Origin of the sequence: Achromobacter pestifer (genome assembly GCF_013267355.1) — a bacterium.
Lineage (GTDB): Bacteria > Pseudomonadota > Gammaproteobacteria > Burkholderiales > Burkholderiaceae_B > Achromobacter > Achromobacter pestifer_A.
Window position 1 is genome coordinate 1,725,895 of the sequence record NZ_CP053985.1, and the last position, 16,494, is coordinate 1,742,388.

A 16,494-nucleotide genomic window follows, 5' to 3' on the forward strand; every position below is an offset into this window, starting at 1 on the left:
GTCAAGCGTTACGGGCCGGGCTGTGCACTTTGCACGCAGCCTCGGACAAGATCGCCACGCACAGTTCGGCGTAGCTGATTCCCACCGCCTTGGCGGCCATGGGAACGAGTGAATGACTGGTCATGCCAGGCGAGGTGTTCATTTCCAGCAGCCACGGCCGGTTGTCGCGGTCGAGGATGAAATCGGCGCGGCCCCAGCCTTCGCAGCCCAGCGCCTGGTAAGCCTTGACCGCGATCTCGGCGACTTCCGCGGCCACTTCGGGCGGCAGCGTGGCCGGGCAGAAGTACTGCGTGTCGTCAGAGAAGTACTTGTGCTCGTAGTCGTAGTTGCCGCCGGGCGCGGCGATCTCGATGACCGGCAGCGCGCGGGCGGTCTTGCCGCCGCCCAGCACCGCCACGGTCAGCTCGCGGCCGGTGATGAACTGCTCGGCCAGCACCTCGGCGTCGAAACGCGCGGCCGCGGCGTAGGCTTCCTTCATGTCGGAATAGCCCACCACCTTGGTGATGCCCACGGTCGAACCTTCGTGCGGCGGCTTGATGATCAGCGGCAGGCTCAGGCGGTCCGGCACCAGACGCAGCTCGGTGTCGGCGTCCAGCAATTCAAAATCAGGCGTGGGCAGGCCGTGCTGCAGCCAGACGCGCTTGGTCATGGTCTTGTCCATGGCCAACGCGGACGCCAACGGGCCGCTGCCGGTGTAGGGGATGCCCAGCAGTTCCAGCGCGCCCTGGATGGTGCCGTCTTCGCCGTAGCGGCCATGCAGGGCGATGAACACGCGGTCAAAGCCCTGGGCTGCCAGCTCGGACAGGCTGCGCTCGCCCGTATCGAACAGGTGTGCATCGACACCGGCACTGAGCAGCGCCTGATGCACGCCGGCGCCCGACATCAGGGACACTTCGCGCTCGGCGGAACGGCCGCCGTACAACACACCCACTTTGCCGAATTGCGTGTTCATGCCAGTTCTCCAACTTGGGCGGGGACCTTGCTGATCGAACCCGCTCCCATAACAATCACTACGTCGCCGTCGCGCACGAAATCCACCACGGCCTGCGGCAGTTCCGCCACGTCCTCGACGAACACCGGTTCGACCTTGCCGGCCACCCGCAAGGCGCGCGACAAGGCCCGGCCGTCGGCCGCCACCAGCGGCGGCTCGCCCGCGGCATAGACCTCGGTCAGCAGCACGGCGTCTGCCGTGCCCAGCACGCGCACGAAATCCTCGAAGCAGTCGCGGGTACGCGTATAGCGGTGCGGCTGGAAGGCCAGCACGATGCGGCGGTCAGGCCAGGCGCCGCGTGCGGCCGCCAGCGTCGCAGCCATTTCCACCGGATGATGGCCGTAGTCGTCGATCACGGTGAAGGTGCCGCCGCCATGATTGGCCGGCACCGCGAATTCGCCCGTCTGCGTGAAGCGGCGGCCCACGCCCCGGAACGAGGACAGCGCCTCGCAGATGGCATCGTCGGCCACGCCCAGCTCGGTCGCCACGGCGATCGCGGCCAGCGCGTTGCGCACGTTGTGCAGGCCCGGCAGGTTCAGTTCGACCTGCAAGGGCGGCAACAGAGTGTCGCGATGCGTGCGCTGTACGTTGAAGCGCATGCGCGTGCCTTCCGGCTGTACTTCATAGGCGCGCACTTGCGCCTCTTCGTTCAGGCCGTAGGTCGTGATGGGCCGCGACACGAAGGGCATGATCTCGCGCACATTGGCGTCGTCCGAGCACAGCACGGCGCTGCCGTAGAACGGCAGGCGTTGCGTGAACTCGATGAAGGCGCTCTTCAGGCGCGCCACGTCGTGCCCGTAGGTGTCCATGTGATCGGCATCGATATTGGTCACGATGGCCATCACCGGCAGCAGATTCAAGAACGAGGCGTCGGATTCGTCAGCCTCGACCACGATGTAGTCGCCCTGCCCCAGGCGCGCATTGGCGCCGGCCGAATTCAGGCGGCCGCCGATCACGAAGGTCGGATCCAGGTCGCCGGCGGCGAGCACGCTGGCCACCAGGCTGGTCGTGGTCGTCTTGCCGTGCGTGCCGGCGACAGCGATGCCGCGCTTCAGGCGCATCAGTTCGGCCAGCATGATGGCGCGTGGCACCACCGGAATGCGCGCCGCGCGGGCCGCGATCACCTCGGGGTTGTCGCCCGCCACCGCGGTGGACGTGACGATGGCGGCGGCGCCGGTGACGTTGCTGGCCACATGGCCGATGGCGATCTTCATGCCCAGGCCGGCCAGGCGGCGCGTCACCGCCGACTCGTTCAGGTCGGAACCGCTGATGGTGTAGCCCAGGTTGAGCAGCACCTCGGCAATGCCGCTCATGCCCGAGCCGCCGATGCCTACGAAATGGATGTGTTGAATTCTGTGTTTCATGATGCGCGCCCCGCTGCTTGTTCACAGACGTCGGCGATATGGGCCGCGGCTTCGGGGCGCGCATGCGCGCGGGCCCGTTCGGCCACGGCTTGAAGTTCTTGTCGGGAGCGCTGGCCCAGCCACTGCGCCAGCCATTCGGGTGTCAGGGCAGTCTGCGGCTGCAGCCAGGCGGCCTGCGCGTCGCTCAGGAAGCGCGCGTTGGCGGTCTGGTGGTCGTCGATGGCATGCGGGAACGGCACGAACAGGGCCGCGACACCCGCCGCGGCCACTTCGGACACCGTCATGGCGCCCGCGCGGCAGATCAGCAGATCGGCCTCGCCCATGGCGCCCGCCATGTCATCGATGAATGCGCGGCAGTCGGCTTCCACGCCCGCCTGGGCGTAGGCCTGCTGCAGCGCGGGCAAATGTTGCTCGCCAGCCTGGTGCACCACCACCGGCCGGCTTTCCTGCGGCAATAGCGCCAGCGCCTGCGGCAGCGTGGTATTCAGCGCCTGGGCACCCAGGCTGCCGCCCACGACCAGCACGCGCAGCGGACCACTGCGGCGGGCGTAGCGCGCCGCAGGTTCCGGCAACGCGCACAGGTCCGCGCGCACCGGGTTGCCCATGGCCTCGCCCTTGGGCAGCACGCCGGGAAAGCCGCTGAGCACGCGGCGGGCCATCCTGGCCAGCCACTTGTTCGCGGTACCTGCCACGGCATTCTGTTCATGCACGACCAGCGGCGTGCCGCGTAGCGCGGCGATCACGCCGCCCGGGAAGGCCACGTAGCCGCCCATGCCCAGCACCACGTCGGGCCGCACGTCGGACAGGCGCGACCAGGCTTGTCCGAATGCGCGCAGCAGCAGGAACGGCAGCTTCAGCAGCGCCGAAGCGCCCTTGCCGCGCACGCCCTGGAAGCGCAGCGGCACCAATTCTATGCCGCGCGGCGGCACCAGCCGGCCTTCCATCTTTTCGGGGTTGCCCAGCCACAGCACGCGCCAGCCGCGCTCGCGCAGTACGTCGGCCACGGCCAGCCCCGGCATGATGTGCCCGCCGGTGCCCCCAGCCATGATCAGGATGGTGCGAGAGGCCGTCATACCCGTCCTCCACGCATCATGACGCGGTTTTCCACGTCGACCCGTATCAGCATCGCCAGCGCGCACAGGTTCATCACAATGCCCGAACCGCCATAGCTCATCAGCGGCAGGGTCAGACCCTTGGTCGGCAGCAGGCCCAGGCAGACGCCCATATTGATGAACGACTGCACGCCGAACCACATCGCCACGCCATGCGCCACCAAACCCGCGAAGGTGCGTTCCATGGCGATGGCCTGGCGGCCGATGTCGAAACCGCGATAGACGATGATGGCAAACAAGGTGATGACCAGCATCACGCCGGCAAAGCCCAGTTCCTCGCCCACCACTGCCATCAGGAAGTCGGTGTGCGCTTCGGGCAGGTAATGCAGTTTTTCGACGCTGGCGCCCAGCCCCACGCCCAGCCATTCGCCGCGGCCCAGGGCGATCAGCGAATGCGACAGCTGGTAGGCGCTGCCGTAGGCATTGTCTTCGTTCCAGGGATCCAGATACGCGAACAAGCGCGCCCGGCGCCACGGCGACAGCCAGATCAGCATCAGGAAGGTGCTCACCAGCACGGCCAGCAGGCTGCTGAAGTACTTGCCGTTGATACCGCCCAGGAACAGGATGCCGATGGCGATCGCCACGATCACCATGAAGGCGCCCAGGTCGGGTTCGAGCAGCAACAGCATGCCGACGCCGGCCAGTGCGAACGCCATCGGCAGGAAGCCGCGGGCAAAGGCCTGCATGTGCTCCTGCTTGCGCACGGTGTAATCGGCGGCGTAGAGCAGCGCAGCCAGCTTCATCAGTTCAGAGGGCTGGAAGTTCAGCGGGCCCAGCGGGATCCAGCGGTGCGCGCCGTTGACCTCACGGCCGATGCCGGGGATCAGCACCGCCACCAGCAGCACGATGGCCACCACGAACAGCGGCACCGCCAGGCGCTGCCACACGCGGATCGGCACCGCCAGCACCACGGCGGCGCCAAGCAGCCCGGCGCTGACAAACAGGCCATGACGGATCACGAAGTAGTAGCGGCCATACGATGCGTAGCGCGGGCCATCGGCCAGCGCGATCGACGCCGAATACACCATCAGCAAGCCGAGCAGCAGCAAGGTCGACGCCGCGATGACCAGCGGCAGATCGAAATTGCGCATGCGGGTACGGCCGGGCCGTACGGCGTTGACGCTGGCGGTGAGATCGGCGATCAGGCTCATGCGATCTCTCCACGGTCGCGAGCCAGGTCTTCGACCTCTTCCACGAACACCTGCCCGCGATGCGGATAGTTGCGGAACATGTCCAGGCTGGCGCAGGCGGGCGACAGCAGCACGGCATCGCCCGGCTGAGCCAGTTCGGCAGCGCCGCGCACGGCGTCGCGCAGCGTTTCAACCGTCACGCAGTTCACGCCGGTCGGCGCCAGCACGCGGCCGATCTCGGGGCCGTCAAGGCCGATCAACATCACGGCGCGCGCGTGCTGCGCCACCACCGGAATCAGCGGCGAAAAATCCTGGCCCTTGCCCTGGCCGCCGGCGATCAGCACCACCGGCTGGCCCAGGCCCTCCAGCGCGGCGACGGTGGCGCCCACGTTGGTGCCCTTGCTGTCATTGATGTAGTCGACGCCGCCGATCGTGCGCACGAAGGCGGCGCGATGCGGTTCGCCCGTGTATTCGCGCAGCGCGCGCAGCATGGCGCCCCAGCCCAGGTCCAGACAGCGCGCCAGCTGCAGCGCGGCCAGCGCATTCAGGGCATTGTGGATGCCGCGGATGCGCAAGGCGTCCACCGGCATCAGGCGGCTCATGCGGCCCTTGGCGCGCACCGGCTCGGGCGCGTCCTTCTTGCGGCGCACCGGCGGCGCGGGCTCATCGAAATCGTTGGGTTCGCAGGCCACCAGCCAGGCCACGCCCTGGCCCAGCTCCAGGCCCATGTCGCCGACCAGTTCCGGCACGTCGCGGCCGAAGCTGCGCACGTTCAGCGCGTTCAGGGTGGCGACCATGTCCACGGTGTACGGATCATCGCGGTTGACGATGGCCACGCGGGCCATCTTCAGCAGGCGGGCCTTGGCCTGCGCGTAGGCTTGCATGCTGCCGTGCCAGTCCAGGTGATCCTGAGTGACATTCAGCACCACGGCTGCGTCGGCCATCAGCGTGCGCGTGGTTTCCAGCTGGAAGCTGGAGAGTTCCAGCACCCAGACCTGCGGCAGCGACTCGGTGTCCAACGCCTCCATCAGCGCGGTCAGCGCGGCCGGGCTGATGTTGCCCGCCGCCACGACCGACAGGCCGCTGGCCTCGACCAGTTGGCGCGTCAGCGCGGTGACGGTGGTCTTGCCGTTGGTGCCGGTCACGGCCAACAGGCGCGGGCGGTACTCGCGCGTCTCGGCCAGATCAGCCAGCGCGCGCGCAAACAATTCGATCTCGCCGACGATCTCGATGCCGCGGGCCTCGGCCTCGCGCAGCAGTTCGGCCGCGGGCGCCTGCGCCGGCGCCAGGCCGGGGCTCAGCACCACCTGATTCACGCCGTCCAGCAGCGCCGTGTCGAAAGACTCGTCGCAACCCAGGCGGTATTCCACTTCGCTTTGCGCCAGCGAGTCGCGCAACGCCTCCAGCCCGCCCGGTTCGGCGCGTGTGTCGGCCACGCGCAAGCGGGCGCCCGATCGGGCGCACCAGCGAGCGGCGGCGACACCCGTCTCGCCCAATCCGAGGATCAGGACGAGCGGCGCGTCTGCGCGGGAGGTTTCCATCGTATTCATCGCAACTTCAGGGTAGAGAGGCCAATCAGCACCAGCATCATGCTGATGATCCAGAAACGCACGACCACCTGGGTTTCTTTCCAGCCGCCCACTTCAAAGTGATGATGCAACGGGGCCATGCGGAAAATGCGTCTACCTGTTCCATAACGTCGCTTGGTGTACTTGAACCAAGTCACTTGCATCATCACGGAAAGGGTTTCGACCACGAACACGCCGCCCATGATGAAGAGCACGATTTCCTGGCGCACGATGACCGCGATGGTGCCCAGCGCGCCGCCCAGCGCCAGCGCGCCGACGTCACCCATGAAGACCTGCGCCGGATACGCGTTGAACCACAAAAATGCCAGTCCCGCGCCGCCTATCGCGGCGCATAGCACCATCAGTTCCGCCGCGCCGGGTATGTAGGGGAACAGCAGGTACTTGGAATAGTCCACGCGGCCCACCACGTAGGCGAAGATGCCCAGCGCGCTGCCCACCATCACGGTGGGCATGATGGCCAGGCCGTCCAGGCCGTCGGTCAGGTTCACGGCATTGCTGGTGCCGACGATGACCGCCCAGGTCAGCGCCACGAAGCCCAGCACGCCCAAGGGGTAGCTCACGCTCTTGAAGAACGGCACGATCAGGTCGGCGCGCGTCGGCAAGGCCATCGTGAAGCCGCTGCCCACCCAGGCCTTGAAAAGGGGCCACAGTTCGGTGTTGGCGGGCGCCGACACGGCAAACGCCAGATACACCGCAGCCACCATGCCGATGGTGGCCTGCCAGAAGAACTTCTGCCGCGCGGGCATGCCTTCGGGATCGCGATAGACCACTTTGCGGTAGTCGTCCCTCCAGCCGATCCAGCCGAAGCCGAAGGTCACCAGCAGCACCACCCACACGAAGCGGTTGGTCCAGTCCGCCCACAGCAGTGTGCTGATGGCGATGGAAATCAGGATCAGCACACCACCCATGGTGGGGGTGCCGGTCTTGACCAGATGGGTTTCCGGACCGTAGGAGCGCACGGCCTGGCCGATCTTCATCTCGGTCAGTTTACGGATCACGCGCGGGCCGGCCACCAGGCCGATCAGCAGCGCGGTCGCGCATGCCAGAACGGCGCGCAGGGTGATGTATTCGAACACCCCCAGTGCGCGCACATCGTCAGACAGCATGCGGGCGATTTCAAGCAGCATTCTGCTCTCCCTGCCCCTTGGCCGCCGTACCTTCATTCATCGAAAAAGCCGTCACTACCCGCTCCATGCGCATAAAGCGCGATCCCTTTACCAATACGCAGGACGGGCGCAAGCCGCGCATGGCGGCAACCACTTCGTCTACCGATGCGCAGGCGTGCGCGCGCTCACCGAATGCGGCCGCGGCCGCCCGGCTGGCTTCGCCTAGCGTGATGAGCGCGTCGAGCCCTTGCTCACGCGCGTAATTGCCCACCTCGACATGCATGGCGGGGCCGTTGTCCCCGACCTCGCCCATGTCGCCCAGCACCAGGACGCGCTTGCCGGCCATGCGGGCCAGGACGTCCACGGCCACGCGAACCGAGTCGGGGTTGGCATTGTAAGTGTCATCGATGAGCAACGTTCCGTCACTCATACTCTTGTGCTGCATGCGGCCCGCGACCGGGCTGAAACCAGCCAGGGCGCGCACCGCGCCGTCCAACGGCGCCCCCGCGGCGATCGCGCTGGCGATGGCGGCCAGGGCGTTGCGCAGGTTGTGCAGGCCCGGCACCGGCAGCGCCAGGTCGGCGACGCCCACCGGCGTGACCACGCGGCAGCGCGTGGCGTTCACGTCCGCGAGGATCTGCTCGGCATACACATCCAGGCCGGGCTGCAGGCCGAAACGCAGCACGCGGCGCGGCTCGGCCAGCGCATCCCAGATCGCCGAATACGGTTCATCCCCGGGATAGACGGCCACGCCGTCCTCGGGCAACGCCGCGATGGCGGCGCCATTCTCATGCGCCACCGCCTCCACGCTGTGCATGAACTCCTGGTGCTCGCGCTGGGCATTGGTGACCAGCGCCACCGTGGGCGCGGCGATGGCGGCCAGTTGCGCGATCTCGCCGGGGTGGTTCATACCCAGCTCGAACACGGCCGCGCGATGCTCCGGCCGCAGGCGCAGCAGGGTCAGCGGCACGCCGATGTCGTTGTTCAGGTTGCCGGCGGTCGCCAGGCGGCCCGTCTCGCCCTGCCACTCGGCCAGCATGGCCGAGATCATTTCCTTGGTCGTGGTCTTGCCGTTGCTGCCGGCCACCGCCACCACGGGCAGCGTGAACCGCGCACGCCACGCGGCGCCGATGCGCATCAGCGCGACGCGGGTATCGCCCAGCACCAGTTGCGGCAGCTTGGCGTTCGGCACGGCATGCGCCACCACGGCCGCGCACGCGCCGCGCGCTTCGGCCTGATCCAGATAGTTGTGGGCGTCGAAGCTCTCGCCCACCAGCGCCACGAACAGTTCGCCTTCGCCGATGCGGCGGGTGTCGGTGGACACGCCCTGGACCTGCGGCAGCAGCAGTGCCAGCCGCGCCCATTCACGGTCATCGAAGGGCAGCTTCTCGCCGCCGATGTCCTGATAGGTTTCATGCCCCTTGCCGGCCAGCAGCACCACGTCATCGGGCGCAGCCGCCCAGATGGTCTGCATGATGGCGCGTGCGCGGTCCACCAGTACGTCGGGGCTCACGCTGTCGGGAATGCCCGCCAGGATCTGCTCGACGATGGCTTCAGGCGATTCGGTGCGTGGGTTGTCGCTGGACACGACCACGTGGTCGGCCAGGTCCGCGGCGATGCGGCCCATCACGGGACGCTTGCCCGGATCGCGCTCGCCGCCGCAGCCGAACAGGCAGATCAATCGGCCCGAACGCGCGGTCGCGACGGCGCGCAGGGCGGCCAGCGCCCGCGACAGCGCATCGGGGGTGTGGGCATAGTCCACCACCACCAGCGGGCCGCGGCCCGTGCTGGCCTGGGTGCTGTGCGCCACCGGCTCGACGGTCTGCAGTCGGCCATCGACGGGATCCGTCGCGGCCAGTTCGCGTGCGATCTGCGCAAACGGCAGACCTAGCTGATACAGCACGCCCGCCACCAGCAGCAGGTTCGACACGTTGTGCGCGCCCAGCAGGCGGGTCACGATCTGGGCCTCGCCATGCGGCGACACCAGCGTGAATATTTGACCCTGGGCCGTCGCCTGGAGGTCGCGCGCGCGCATGCCGGCGGGAATATCCTGCGCTTCGCTCAGGCTGTAGCCCATCGCCATGCCGGCAGGCAGATCGGCGATCAGGCGGCGTCCGGCTTCATCGTCGGCGTTGATCACGGCGGCGGTCAGGCCGGGCCAGCGGAACAGGCGCGCCTTGGCGGCTTCGTACCGCTCCATCGTGCCGTGGTAATCGAGATGGTCGCGCGTCAGGTTGGTGAAGGCGGCCAGCGCAACGCGCACGCCGTCCATCCGGCCCTGCTCGATGCCGATGGAAGATGCCTCCATGGCCACGGCCTTGGCGCCGGCGTCACGCATGGCGGCCAGCGTACGGTGCACGGTCAACACGTCCGGCGTCGTCAGGTCTCCGCCCAGCGTCTGCCCGTCGGGCAACACGGCGCCCAGGGTGCCGATGGTGCCGCAGGGCTTGTCATTGCGGCTCAGCGCATGGGCAATCCATTGCACCGACGAGGTCTTGCCGTTGGTGCCGGTCACCGCCACGACGGCCAGCGCAGCCGAGGGCCGGCCGTACCAGGTGTCGGCCAATTCGCCCAGCAGGGCGCGCAGGCCGGTCACCGGCAGCATCGGGGCCTGCTCCGCGGCGGCCTGGATGGCATCGCTGGCGGGGGCTTCGAACAACACCGCGCTGGCGCCCAGCGCCAGCGCCTTCTCTATATAGAGACGTCCATCGCTGGACAGGCCCGGGCAGGCGACGAAAACATCGCCCGGCTCGATATCGCGCGAGTCCAGCTTGAGGTGCGCGGTCAACGACACGCGCGAATGCAACCAAGCCACGGTTTCGGCAACCGTGGCGACAGGGTTGGAGAGGAAGCCTTTGGCGCTCATCTGCCTGGCTCCTTAAGACCAGCAACAATTGTGGATTCGAAGGGTGCGTCCGGGCGCACCCCCATCAGCCGCAAGCTCCCCCCCACGATCTGGGAGAACACGGGCGCGGCGATAGCGCCGCCGTAGTAGCCGCCGACCGTCGGCTCGTCGATGGACACGGCCACGACGATCTTCGGATCGGACACCGGAGCGAAGCCCACATACGAGCTCCGATAGCGCTGCATGCTGTACTTGCCGTCGACGATCTTGCGCGCCGTGCCGCTCTTGCCGGCGACGCGGTAGCCCTGCACCTGGGCGGCCTTGGTTCCTTCGGGGCCGGCTGCGGCCTCGAGCATGGCGCGCACCATCTGGGTGGTCTTCGGCGTATAGATCTTGACGCTGGTGGGGTCGCTGTCGCGCTTGACCAAGGTCAGCGACACCATGTCGCCGTTGCGGGCGAAAACGGTATAGGCCCGCGCCACCTGCAGCAGCGACACCGACAGGCCGTAGCCGTAGGCCATGGTGGCCTTCTCGATCAGGCGCCAGCGGTCCCACGGACGCAGGCGGCCGGGGGCCGCACCTGGAAATCCCACCTGGGGCGCCTGGCCCAGGCCCAGTTCCGTGAAGCGGTCCCACATCTCGCGGGATTCCAACTTCTCGGAGATCATCGTCATGCCGATGTTGCTGGACTTGCGCAGCACGCCAGCCACGTCCAGCGTGCCGTTGCGGCTCACGTCGCTAATCGTGCTGCCCTGATACTGGAAACGGCCATTGCCGGTTTCGAACAGGGTCTTGGTGCTGATGCGGCCCAGGTCCAACGCCAATGCGGCGGTGAACGGCTTCATGATCGAGCCGGGCTCGAAGGTGTCGGTGATGGCCTGGTTGCGCAGCTTGGAACCGTGGAAGGTCTCGCGCTTGTTCGGATCGAAGGTCGGCACGTTGGCCAGGGCCAGGATCTCGCCCGTATGCACGTCCACGACCACGGCGGTCGCGCCCTTGGCCTGATGCTTGTCCATGGCGTCCTTCAACGCCTTGAACACCAGGTACTGCAAGCGCGTGTCGATGGATAAACGCAGGTCGCGGCCGTCCACCGGCAGGGTCACGGCCTGCACGTCTTCGATCACGCGGCCCAGCCGGTCCTTGATGACGCGGCGGCTGCCCGGACGGCCGGACAACTGTTGGTTGAACGTCAGCTCGACGCCTTCCTGCCCCTGGTCCTCGACGCTGTTGAAACCCACCACGTGGGCCATCACGTCGCCGTCCGGGTAGTAGCGGCGGGTCTCGGGCTGCTGGTGCACGCCAGGCATGCCCAGTTGCTTGATCTTGTCGGCCACGTCCATGGAGACCTGGCGCTTCAGGTAAACGAAGTTCTTGTCTTCGTCGACCAGACGGTGGCGCAGGTCGGCCAGGGGCGTTTCGAGCAGCTTCGCCAGCGTGTCCATCTGTGCCGGGGTGGCCTGCTTGGCGTCTTCGGGAATCGCCCAGATGGCGCGCGCCGGCACGCTGGAAGCCAGCACCGCGCCATTGCGGTCCATGATCTTGCCGCGCGTGGCGGCCAGGGTCAGCGTGCGCTCATAGCGCCGTTCGCCCTGCTGCTGCAGGAATTCGGTGGACAACCCCTGCAGGAACAGCGCGCGGCCGGCCAGCACGGTGAACCCGCCGAACAGCAGGATCAGCACCAGGCGCGCGCGCCAGGTGGGCAATTGCCCGCGCAGCACAGGGTTGTCGAAGAAAGGGACGCGTTTCATTGCGCGCCTCCATTGGCGGAGGCGGGCGGCTGATTCATGTACAGCGTGCGGTCCGGAACGATGGAGATCATCTTCAGGCCTTCGCGCGCGATGGCGTCGACCCGCGCGTTGCGGGCCAGTTCGGCGCGGTCCAGCTGCAGGCGCCGCCAATTGGTTTCAAGGTCGCGCGCCTGCGCCTGATCACGGCCCAGCTCGATAAAGAGCTGGCGCGACTGATACCGGCTGGTGACCAGGGAAATGGCCGACAGCATCAGCAAAGCCGCAACGATCAGGTTGACGCGACCCATTAGCGGCGCCCTCCCTTGCCTCGGCGCGGCGGGGGTGCCAGGTCGCTGCCCGGCAGCGAACCGATCTTCACGAAGGCGAAGCCGCCCTCGGCGGGCAGCGGCGTCTCGGTACGTTCGGCAACGCGCAGGACGGCGGAGCGGGCGCGGGCGTTGACCGAGACTTCATCGTCTTCGGCCAGCACGCGCCCGAGGGAACGCAGGATCGGCTGGGGCATTTCGCTTTCCCGCAGGGGCAGGCGCGCATGCGCGGCAGCCGGACGAGCCGCCGCCGCGATGCACTGCTTGACCATGCGGTCTTCAAGCGAATGAAAGCTGATCACCGCCAACCTCCCTCCCGGGGCAAGCAGGTCTAGAGCTGCCGCGAGGGTGCGCGCGAGCTCTTCGAGTTCCCGATTGATGTAAATCCGTAGAGCTTGAAAGGTGCGTGTGGCCGGATGCTGCCCCTTTTCGCGCGTGCGGACGGCGCTGGCGACGCACTCGGCAAGTTCGAGCGTGGTGCGCAGCGGCCTTGTTGCGCGGCGAGCAGCAATCGCCTTTGCAACCTGAAAAGCAAACCGTTCTTCGCCATAATCCGCTATGACCTCCCGCATCTCATCCACACTGGCTTGCGCCAGCCAATCCGCCACCGTGGGACCACGAGTGGTGTCCATCCGCATGTCGAGCGGGCCATCTCGCATGAACGAGAAACCGCGCTCGGCATCGTCGATCTGAGGCGAGGAAACGCCCAGATCCAGCATCACGCCATCGACCTTGCCGATGCCGAGCTGCTCCAATTCTTCGGCCATGGTGGCAAAGCCCCCATGCACCACGGTGACCCTCGGGTCCGCTGCCGCCAGTTGCCTGGCTACGGCGATCGCCTCCGGATCCTTGTCGAACACCACCAGCCTGGCGCCCTTGCCCAGACGGCCGAGCAGCTCGCGACTGTGCCCGCCACGCCCGAAGGTGCCGTCGACGAAGACACCGTCCTCCGCTCGCGTAGCCGTATCCGGCCCGGCCTGCTGATGCGACCGTGCCGCGCCCTTGCCACCGAAGTCAGGCAGCAATAGCGCGTCCACCGTCGGCTCCAGCAGTACGGGCCGATGTTCGAATTCCATAACTTTTTCAGAACGAAAACTGATTCAACACATCCGGCATACCCTTGGCCAGGTCCTCAGCCTCGCGGCTGGCCAGGGTAGCGGCGTCCCACAGCTCGAAGTGCGCGCCCAGACCGAGCAGCATCACATCGCGCGTCATACCGGAAGCGTTGCGCAGTTCAGGAGCGATCAGGACCCGGCCAGAGCTGTCCAGTTCCACGTCCTGAGCGTTGCCCAGCAACAGCCGCTGCAACGCGCGCGCCGTCATGGGAAAGGCGGCAATCTGCTCGCGCTTCTTTTCCCACTCCGGCCGCGGGTAGACCAGCAAGCAGCCGTCAGGGTGGCGTGTCAGGGTCAGCCGGCCATCGGCCTGCGACATGAGCGCGTCACGATGCCGGGTCGGAATCGAGATCCGTCCCTTGGCATCCAGCGTGAGCGCGCTGCTTCCCTGAAACACCACTTTTACCCCACTTAATTGCACAATTTCCTACTATTTCCCACTCTACGGTATGGGATCAGGGCGGTCAAGCGCGTGGTTGCAATTTTTTCAATCACAACAAGGACTTAGATCAACATGTAAATCCGCAAAAAGAAAAACCTCCCAATAAATCAGGAGGTTGCGGCACTATCTAAAAGTCCTTCTTCAGAAGTGGCGGCTAACAATGGCTTTGCATTGTTTTACGATCGGTCGATTGCTCCGGTTGGCGAGGCTTTCAGCCGGGCCCACCGCTTTGAGCATCCCAAAAAATGGTCAGACCCCGCCAGCGCGATGCCAGGTTCCAGCCCGAACCTCGCTCGCATTGAGAATGAGTTGCAAGACGGGTCTATAGGCCGGATTCTGTACACCAGGTTTCCCTGGCGGACGATCATTCCTCTGCGCGGATCATTGCTGAGCCGCTCTAGCCATCTACCCGCATGCTTGGACGGAGCCGCCCTTCACGATCCGAAGACCGCACGCATGCCTATTTGATGTTGCTCCGGATAGAGGTTGCCGCGTTTCACCCTGCGATGCCGCCGCCCGTTGCCGGACGACGCGATACGGAGATGGCCGTATCTGTGCGCGCGATGCGCGCCCACCCCGCAGACTCGTCTCTGTGGCCCTATTCCTCAACCGCGCCCGAAGACGCGGCCGGACGGCCGTTAGCCGTTACCCTGCCCTATGGAGTCCGGACCTTCCTCGATGGATTCGCATCCACCGCGATCGCCCGACCCGCCTTGCGGTCCGTATTCTATTACACCCGGCGGCCCTGTCCCCGAAGACGCCCCCGCACGGGCCGCCCAAACGGCGTTCCGGGGTTCCTGCGACAATACGCCTTGATCCGCTCAGACGCCGCAGACACGACCCACCACATGGCCCTTGCTACTCTCATCACCCTTACCGACATCCAGCTGGCCTACGGCCACCACCCGCTGCTGGATCATGCCGATTTCGCCATCCAGGGCGGCGAGCGCATCGGCCTCATCGGCCGCAACGGCGCCGGCAAGTCCTCGCTGCTGAGACTGCTGGACGGCAGGACCCAGCCCGACGATGGCGACATCGCCCGCAGCTCGGGACTGCGTGTGGCCACCGTCGAGCAGGAACCAGAACTGGACGAAAACGCCACCGTCTTCGATGTCGTCTGCAATGTCGAGGGCGATCACGAAGACTGGCAGCGCCCGTCGCGCGTACGCTCGGTGCTCGAAAAGCTTGGCCTGCCCGCCGACGTACAGATCGCCGGCCTGTCCGGCGGCACGCGCAAGCGGGTCGCGCTGGCCCGCGCCCTGGTCGACGAGCCCGATCTGCTGCTGCTGGACGAACCCACCAACCATCTGGACTTCGAAGGCATCGCCTGGCTGGAAGACATGCTGCGCGCCTGGAAAGGCGCCGCCGTCATCATCACCCACGACCGCCGCTTCCTGGACGCCGTCGCCACCCGCATCGTCGAACTCGACCGCGGGCGCCTGCTGAGCTTCCCCGGCAACTTCTCGCAGTGGCAAGAGCGCAAGGCCCAGTGGCTCGAATCCGAGCGCCTGGAGCAAGCCCGCTTCGACAAGCTGCTGGCGCAGGAAGAAGTCTGGATCCGCAAGGGCGTCGAAGCCCGCCGCACCCGCAATGAAGGCCGCGTGCGCCGCCTGGAACAGCTGCGCGTCGATCGCGCCGAACGCCGCGAACGCGTCGGCGACGTCTCGCTGGCGCTTGCCGAAGGCCAGCGCTCCGGCAAACTGGTTGCCGAACTCGACCATGTGCACAAAGCCTTCGGCGACAAGATCGTGGTGGACGACTACTCCACCACCCTCCTGCGCGGCGACCGCATCGGCATCATCGGCCCCAACGGCGCCGGCAAGACCACCCTGCTCAAACTGATCCTGGGCGAGATGCAGCCCGACAGCGGTACCACCCGTCTGGGCACCAACGTCGCGGTCGCGTATTTCGACCAGATGCGCGCACAGCTGGACGAAAACGCCACGCTCATCGACATCATCAGTCCGGGCAGCGAGTGGGTCGAAATCGGCGGCACGCGCAAACACGTCATGAGCTACCTGGGCGACTTCCTGTTCTCACCTGCCCGCGCTGGCTCGCCCGTGCGCAGCCTGTCCGGCGGCGAACGCGCCCGCCTGCTGCTGGCGCGCCTGTTCGCCCGCCCCGCCAACATCCTGGTGCTGGACGAGCCCACCAACGACCTCGACATCGAAACACTGGAACTGCTGGAAGAATTGCTGCAGGAATACCAGGGCACGGTGCTGCTGGTCAGCCATGACCGCGCCTTCCTGAACAACGTCGTCACGCAGACCATCGCCTACGAAGGCAATGGCCGCTGGCGCGACTATGTGGGCGGCTATGACGAATGGGTCGCCCAGCGGCCCGCTCCGGTTGCTGCCGCCGAAGACGCCACGCCGGCCGCCCGGCCCGCCGACGATGCCGCCGCGCGCGCCAAGGCCGCAAAGCCCAAGCCGGCCAAGTCCGCCAAGATGAACTCCTGGGAACTGCGCGAACTGGAGGGCCTGCCCGACGCCATCGCCGCCCTGGAAGCGCAACAGGCCGAGCTTGCCGGCAAGCTCGCCGACGGCAGCCTGTACCGCGACGCGCCCGCCGAAGTCGAGCGCATCAACGGCGAACTGGCCAAGCTGGAAAGCGAACTCGAAGAACGCTTTGCCCGCTGGGAACTGCTGGAAGCGCGCCGCGAAGGCACGCTGTAATCAGCCTGTCTCTATATACATATAGAGGCGCATGAAAAATGCCCCCGAAATTCGGGGGCATTTCTTTGTCTC

General features: G+C 66.8%; 12 protein-coding genes and 1 other RNA gene. 1 reads left to right on the forward strand and 12 read right to left on the reverse strand.

Annotated features, from left to right (window positions below; genetic code table 11):
* Position 1: 1 nt before the first annotated feature.
* The 12 genes from FOC84_RS08410 to rnpB all read right to left on the reverse strand — a co-directional run bounded on the left by FOC84_RS08410 (position 2) and on the right by rnpB (position 14,462).
* Entirely contained in the window at positions 2-952 is a 951-nt protein-coding gene (locus tag FOC84_RS08410; protein WP_173144031.1) for a D-alanine--D-alanine ligase, read from the reverse strand.
* Positions 949-2,355 carry a UDP-N-acetylmuramate--L-alanine ligase gene (gene murC / locus FOC84_RS08415; RefSeq protein WP_173144032.1) on the reverse strand — a complete coding sequence of 469 codons (1,407 nt, stop codon included), beginning with the start codon at positions 2,353-2,355 and terminating at the stop codon, positions 949-951. Before murC ends, FOC84_RS08410 begins: the two co-directional genes overlap by 4 nt.
* A complete protein-coding gene (gene murG / locus FOC84_RS08420; RefSeq protein ID WP_173144033.1) occupies positions 2,352-3,428 on the reverse strand; it encodes an undecaprenyldiphospho-muramoylpentapeptide beta-N-acetylglucosaminyltransferase in 1,077 nt (358 codons plus the stop codon). Before murG ends, murC begins: the two co-directional genes overlap by 4 nt.
* A complete protein-coding gene (gene ftsW, locus FOC84_RS08425; RefSeq protein WP_173144034.1) occupies positions 3,425-4,618 on the reverse strand; it encodes a putative lipid II flippase FtsW in 1,194 nt (397 codons plus the stop codon). Before ftsW ends, murG begins: the two co-directional genes overlap by 4 nt.
* Complete coding sequence (gene murD, locus FOC84_RS08430; RefSeq protein ID WP_173144035.1) at positions 4,615-6,147, reverse strand: UDP-N-acetylmuramoyl-L-alanine--D-glutamate ligase; 1,533 nt, start codon at positions 6,145-6,147, stop codon at positions 4,615-4,617. Before murD ends, ftsW begins: the two co-directional genes overlap by 4 nt.
* Positions 6,144-7,313, reverse strand: a complete 1,170-nt coding sequence (mraY, locus tag FOC84_RS08435; RefSeq protein ID WP_173144036.1) for a phospho-N-acetylmuramoyl-pentapeptide-transferase — start codon at positions 7,311-7,313, stop codon at positions 6,144-6,146. The genes murD and mraY overlap by 4 nt, the downstream gene beginning before the upstream one ends.
* On the reverse strand, positions 7,303-10,158 hold the full coding sequence (gene murF / locus FOC84_RS08440) for a bifunctional UDP-N-acetylmuramoyl-L-alanyl-D-glutamate--2,6-diaminopimelate ligase MurE/UDP-N-acetylmuramoyl-tripeptide--D-alanyl-D-alanine ligase MurF (RefSeq protein ID WP_173144037.1): 2,856 nt from the start codon (positions 10,156-10,158) through the stop codon (positions 7,303-7,305). The genes mraY and murF overlap by 11 nt, the downstream gene beginning before the upstream one ends.
* Complete coding sequence (locus tag FOC84_RS08445) at positions 10,155-11,885, reverse strand: peptidoglycan D,D-transpeptidase FtsI family protein (RefSeq protein WP_173144038.1); 1,731 nt, start codon at positions 11,883-11,885, stop codon at positions 10,155-10,157. The genes murF and FOC84_RS08445 overlap by 4 nt, the downstream gene beginning before the upstream one ends.
* Positions 11,882-12,172, reverse strand: a complete 291-nt coding sequence (ftsL, locus tag FOC84_RS08450; protein WP_173144039.1) for a cell division protein FtsL — start codon at positions 12,170-12,172, stop codon at positions 11,882-11,884. Before ftsL ends, FOC84_RS08445 begins: the two co-directional genes overlap by 4 nt.
* Positions 12,172-13,266 (reverse strand): 16S rRNA (cytosine(1402)-N(4))-methyltransferase RsmH, encoded by a 1,095-nt coding sequence (rsmH, locus tag FOC84_RS08455; protein WP_173144040.1) that lies wholly within the window; start codon positions 13,264-13,266, stop codon positions 12,172-12,174. The genes ftsL and rsmH overlap by 1 nt, the downstream gene beginning before the upstream one ends.
* A gap of 7 nt (positions 13,267-13,273) precedes the next feature.
* A complete protein-coding gene (gene mraZ / locus FOC84_RS08460) occupies positions 13,274-13,702 on the reverse strand; it encodes a division/cell wall cluster transcriptional repressor MraZ (RefSeq protein WP_088138632.1) in 429 nt (142 codons plus the stop codon).
* Between the two features lie 354 nt (positions 13,703-14,056).
* An RNA gene (gene rnpB / locus FOC84_RS08465) (RNase P RNA component class A) lies at positions 14,057-14,462 on the reverse strand.
* A 133-nt stretch (positions 14,463-14,595) separates the two neighbouring features.
* On the opposite strand from rnpB, the gene FOC84_RS08470 reads away from it, so the two are divergent.
* A complete protein-coding gene (locus FOC84_RS08470) occupies positions 14,596-16,422 on the forward strand; it encodes an ATP-binding cassette domain-containing protein (protein ID WP_173144041.1) in 1,827 nt (608 codons plus the stop codon).
* Positions 16,423-16,494: the final 72 nt, after the last annotated feature.

Bases quoted from the DNA above. Each gene is read 5' to 3' on its own strand.
- FOC84_RS08410 (WP_173144031.1), bottom strand. From the start codon at position 952: ATGAACACGCAATTCGGCAAAGTGGGTGTGTTGTACGGCGGCCGTTCC.
- murC (WP_173144032.1), bottom strand. From the start codon at position 2,355: ATGAAACACAGAATTCAACACATCCATTTCGTAGGCATCGGCGGCTCG.
- murG (WP_173144033.1), bottom strand. From the start codon at position 3,428: ATGACGGCCTCTCGCACCATCCTGATCATGGCTGGGGGCACCGGCGGG.
- ftsW (WP_173144034.1), bottom strand. From the start codon at position 4,618: ATGAGCCTGATCGCCGATCTCACCGCCAGCGTCAACGCCGTACGGCCC.
- murD (WP_173144035.1), bottom strand. From the start codon at position 6,147: ATGAATACGATGGAAACCTCCCGCGCAGACGCGCCGCTCGTCCTGATC.
- mraY (WP_173144036.1), bottom strand. From the start codon at position 7,313: ATGCTGCTTGAAATCGCCCGCATGCTGTCTGACGATGTGCGCGCACTG.
- murF (WP_173144037.1), bottom strand. From the start codon at position 10,158: ATGAGCGCCAAAGGCTTCCTCTCCAACCCTGTCGCCACGGTTGCCGAA.
- FOC84_RS08445 (WP_173144038.1), bottom strand. From the start codon at position 11,885: ATGAAACGCGTCCCTTTCTTCGACAACCCTGTGCTGCGCGGGCAATTG.
- ftsL (WP_173144039.1), bottom strand. From the start codon at position 12,172: ATGGGTCGCGTCAACCTGATCGTTGCGGCTTTGCTGATGCTGTCGGCC.
- rsmH (WP_173144040.1), bottom strand. From the start codon at position 13,266: ATGGAATTCGAACATCGGCCCGTACTGCTGGAGCCGACGGTGGACGCG.
- FOC84_RS08470 (WP_173144041.1), top strand. From the start codon at position 14,596: ATGGCCCTTGCTACTCTCATCACCCTTACCGACATCCAGCTGGCCTAC.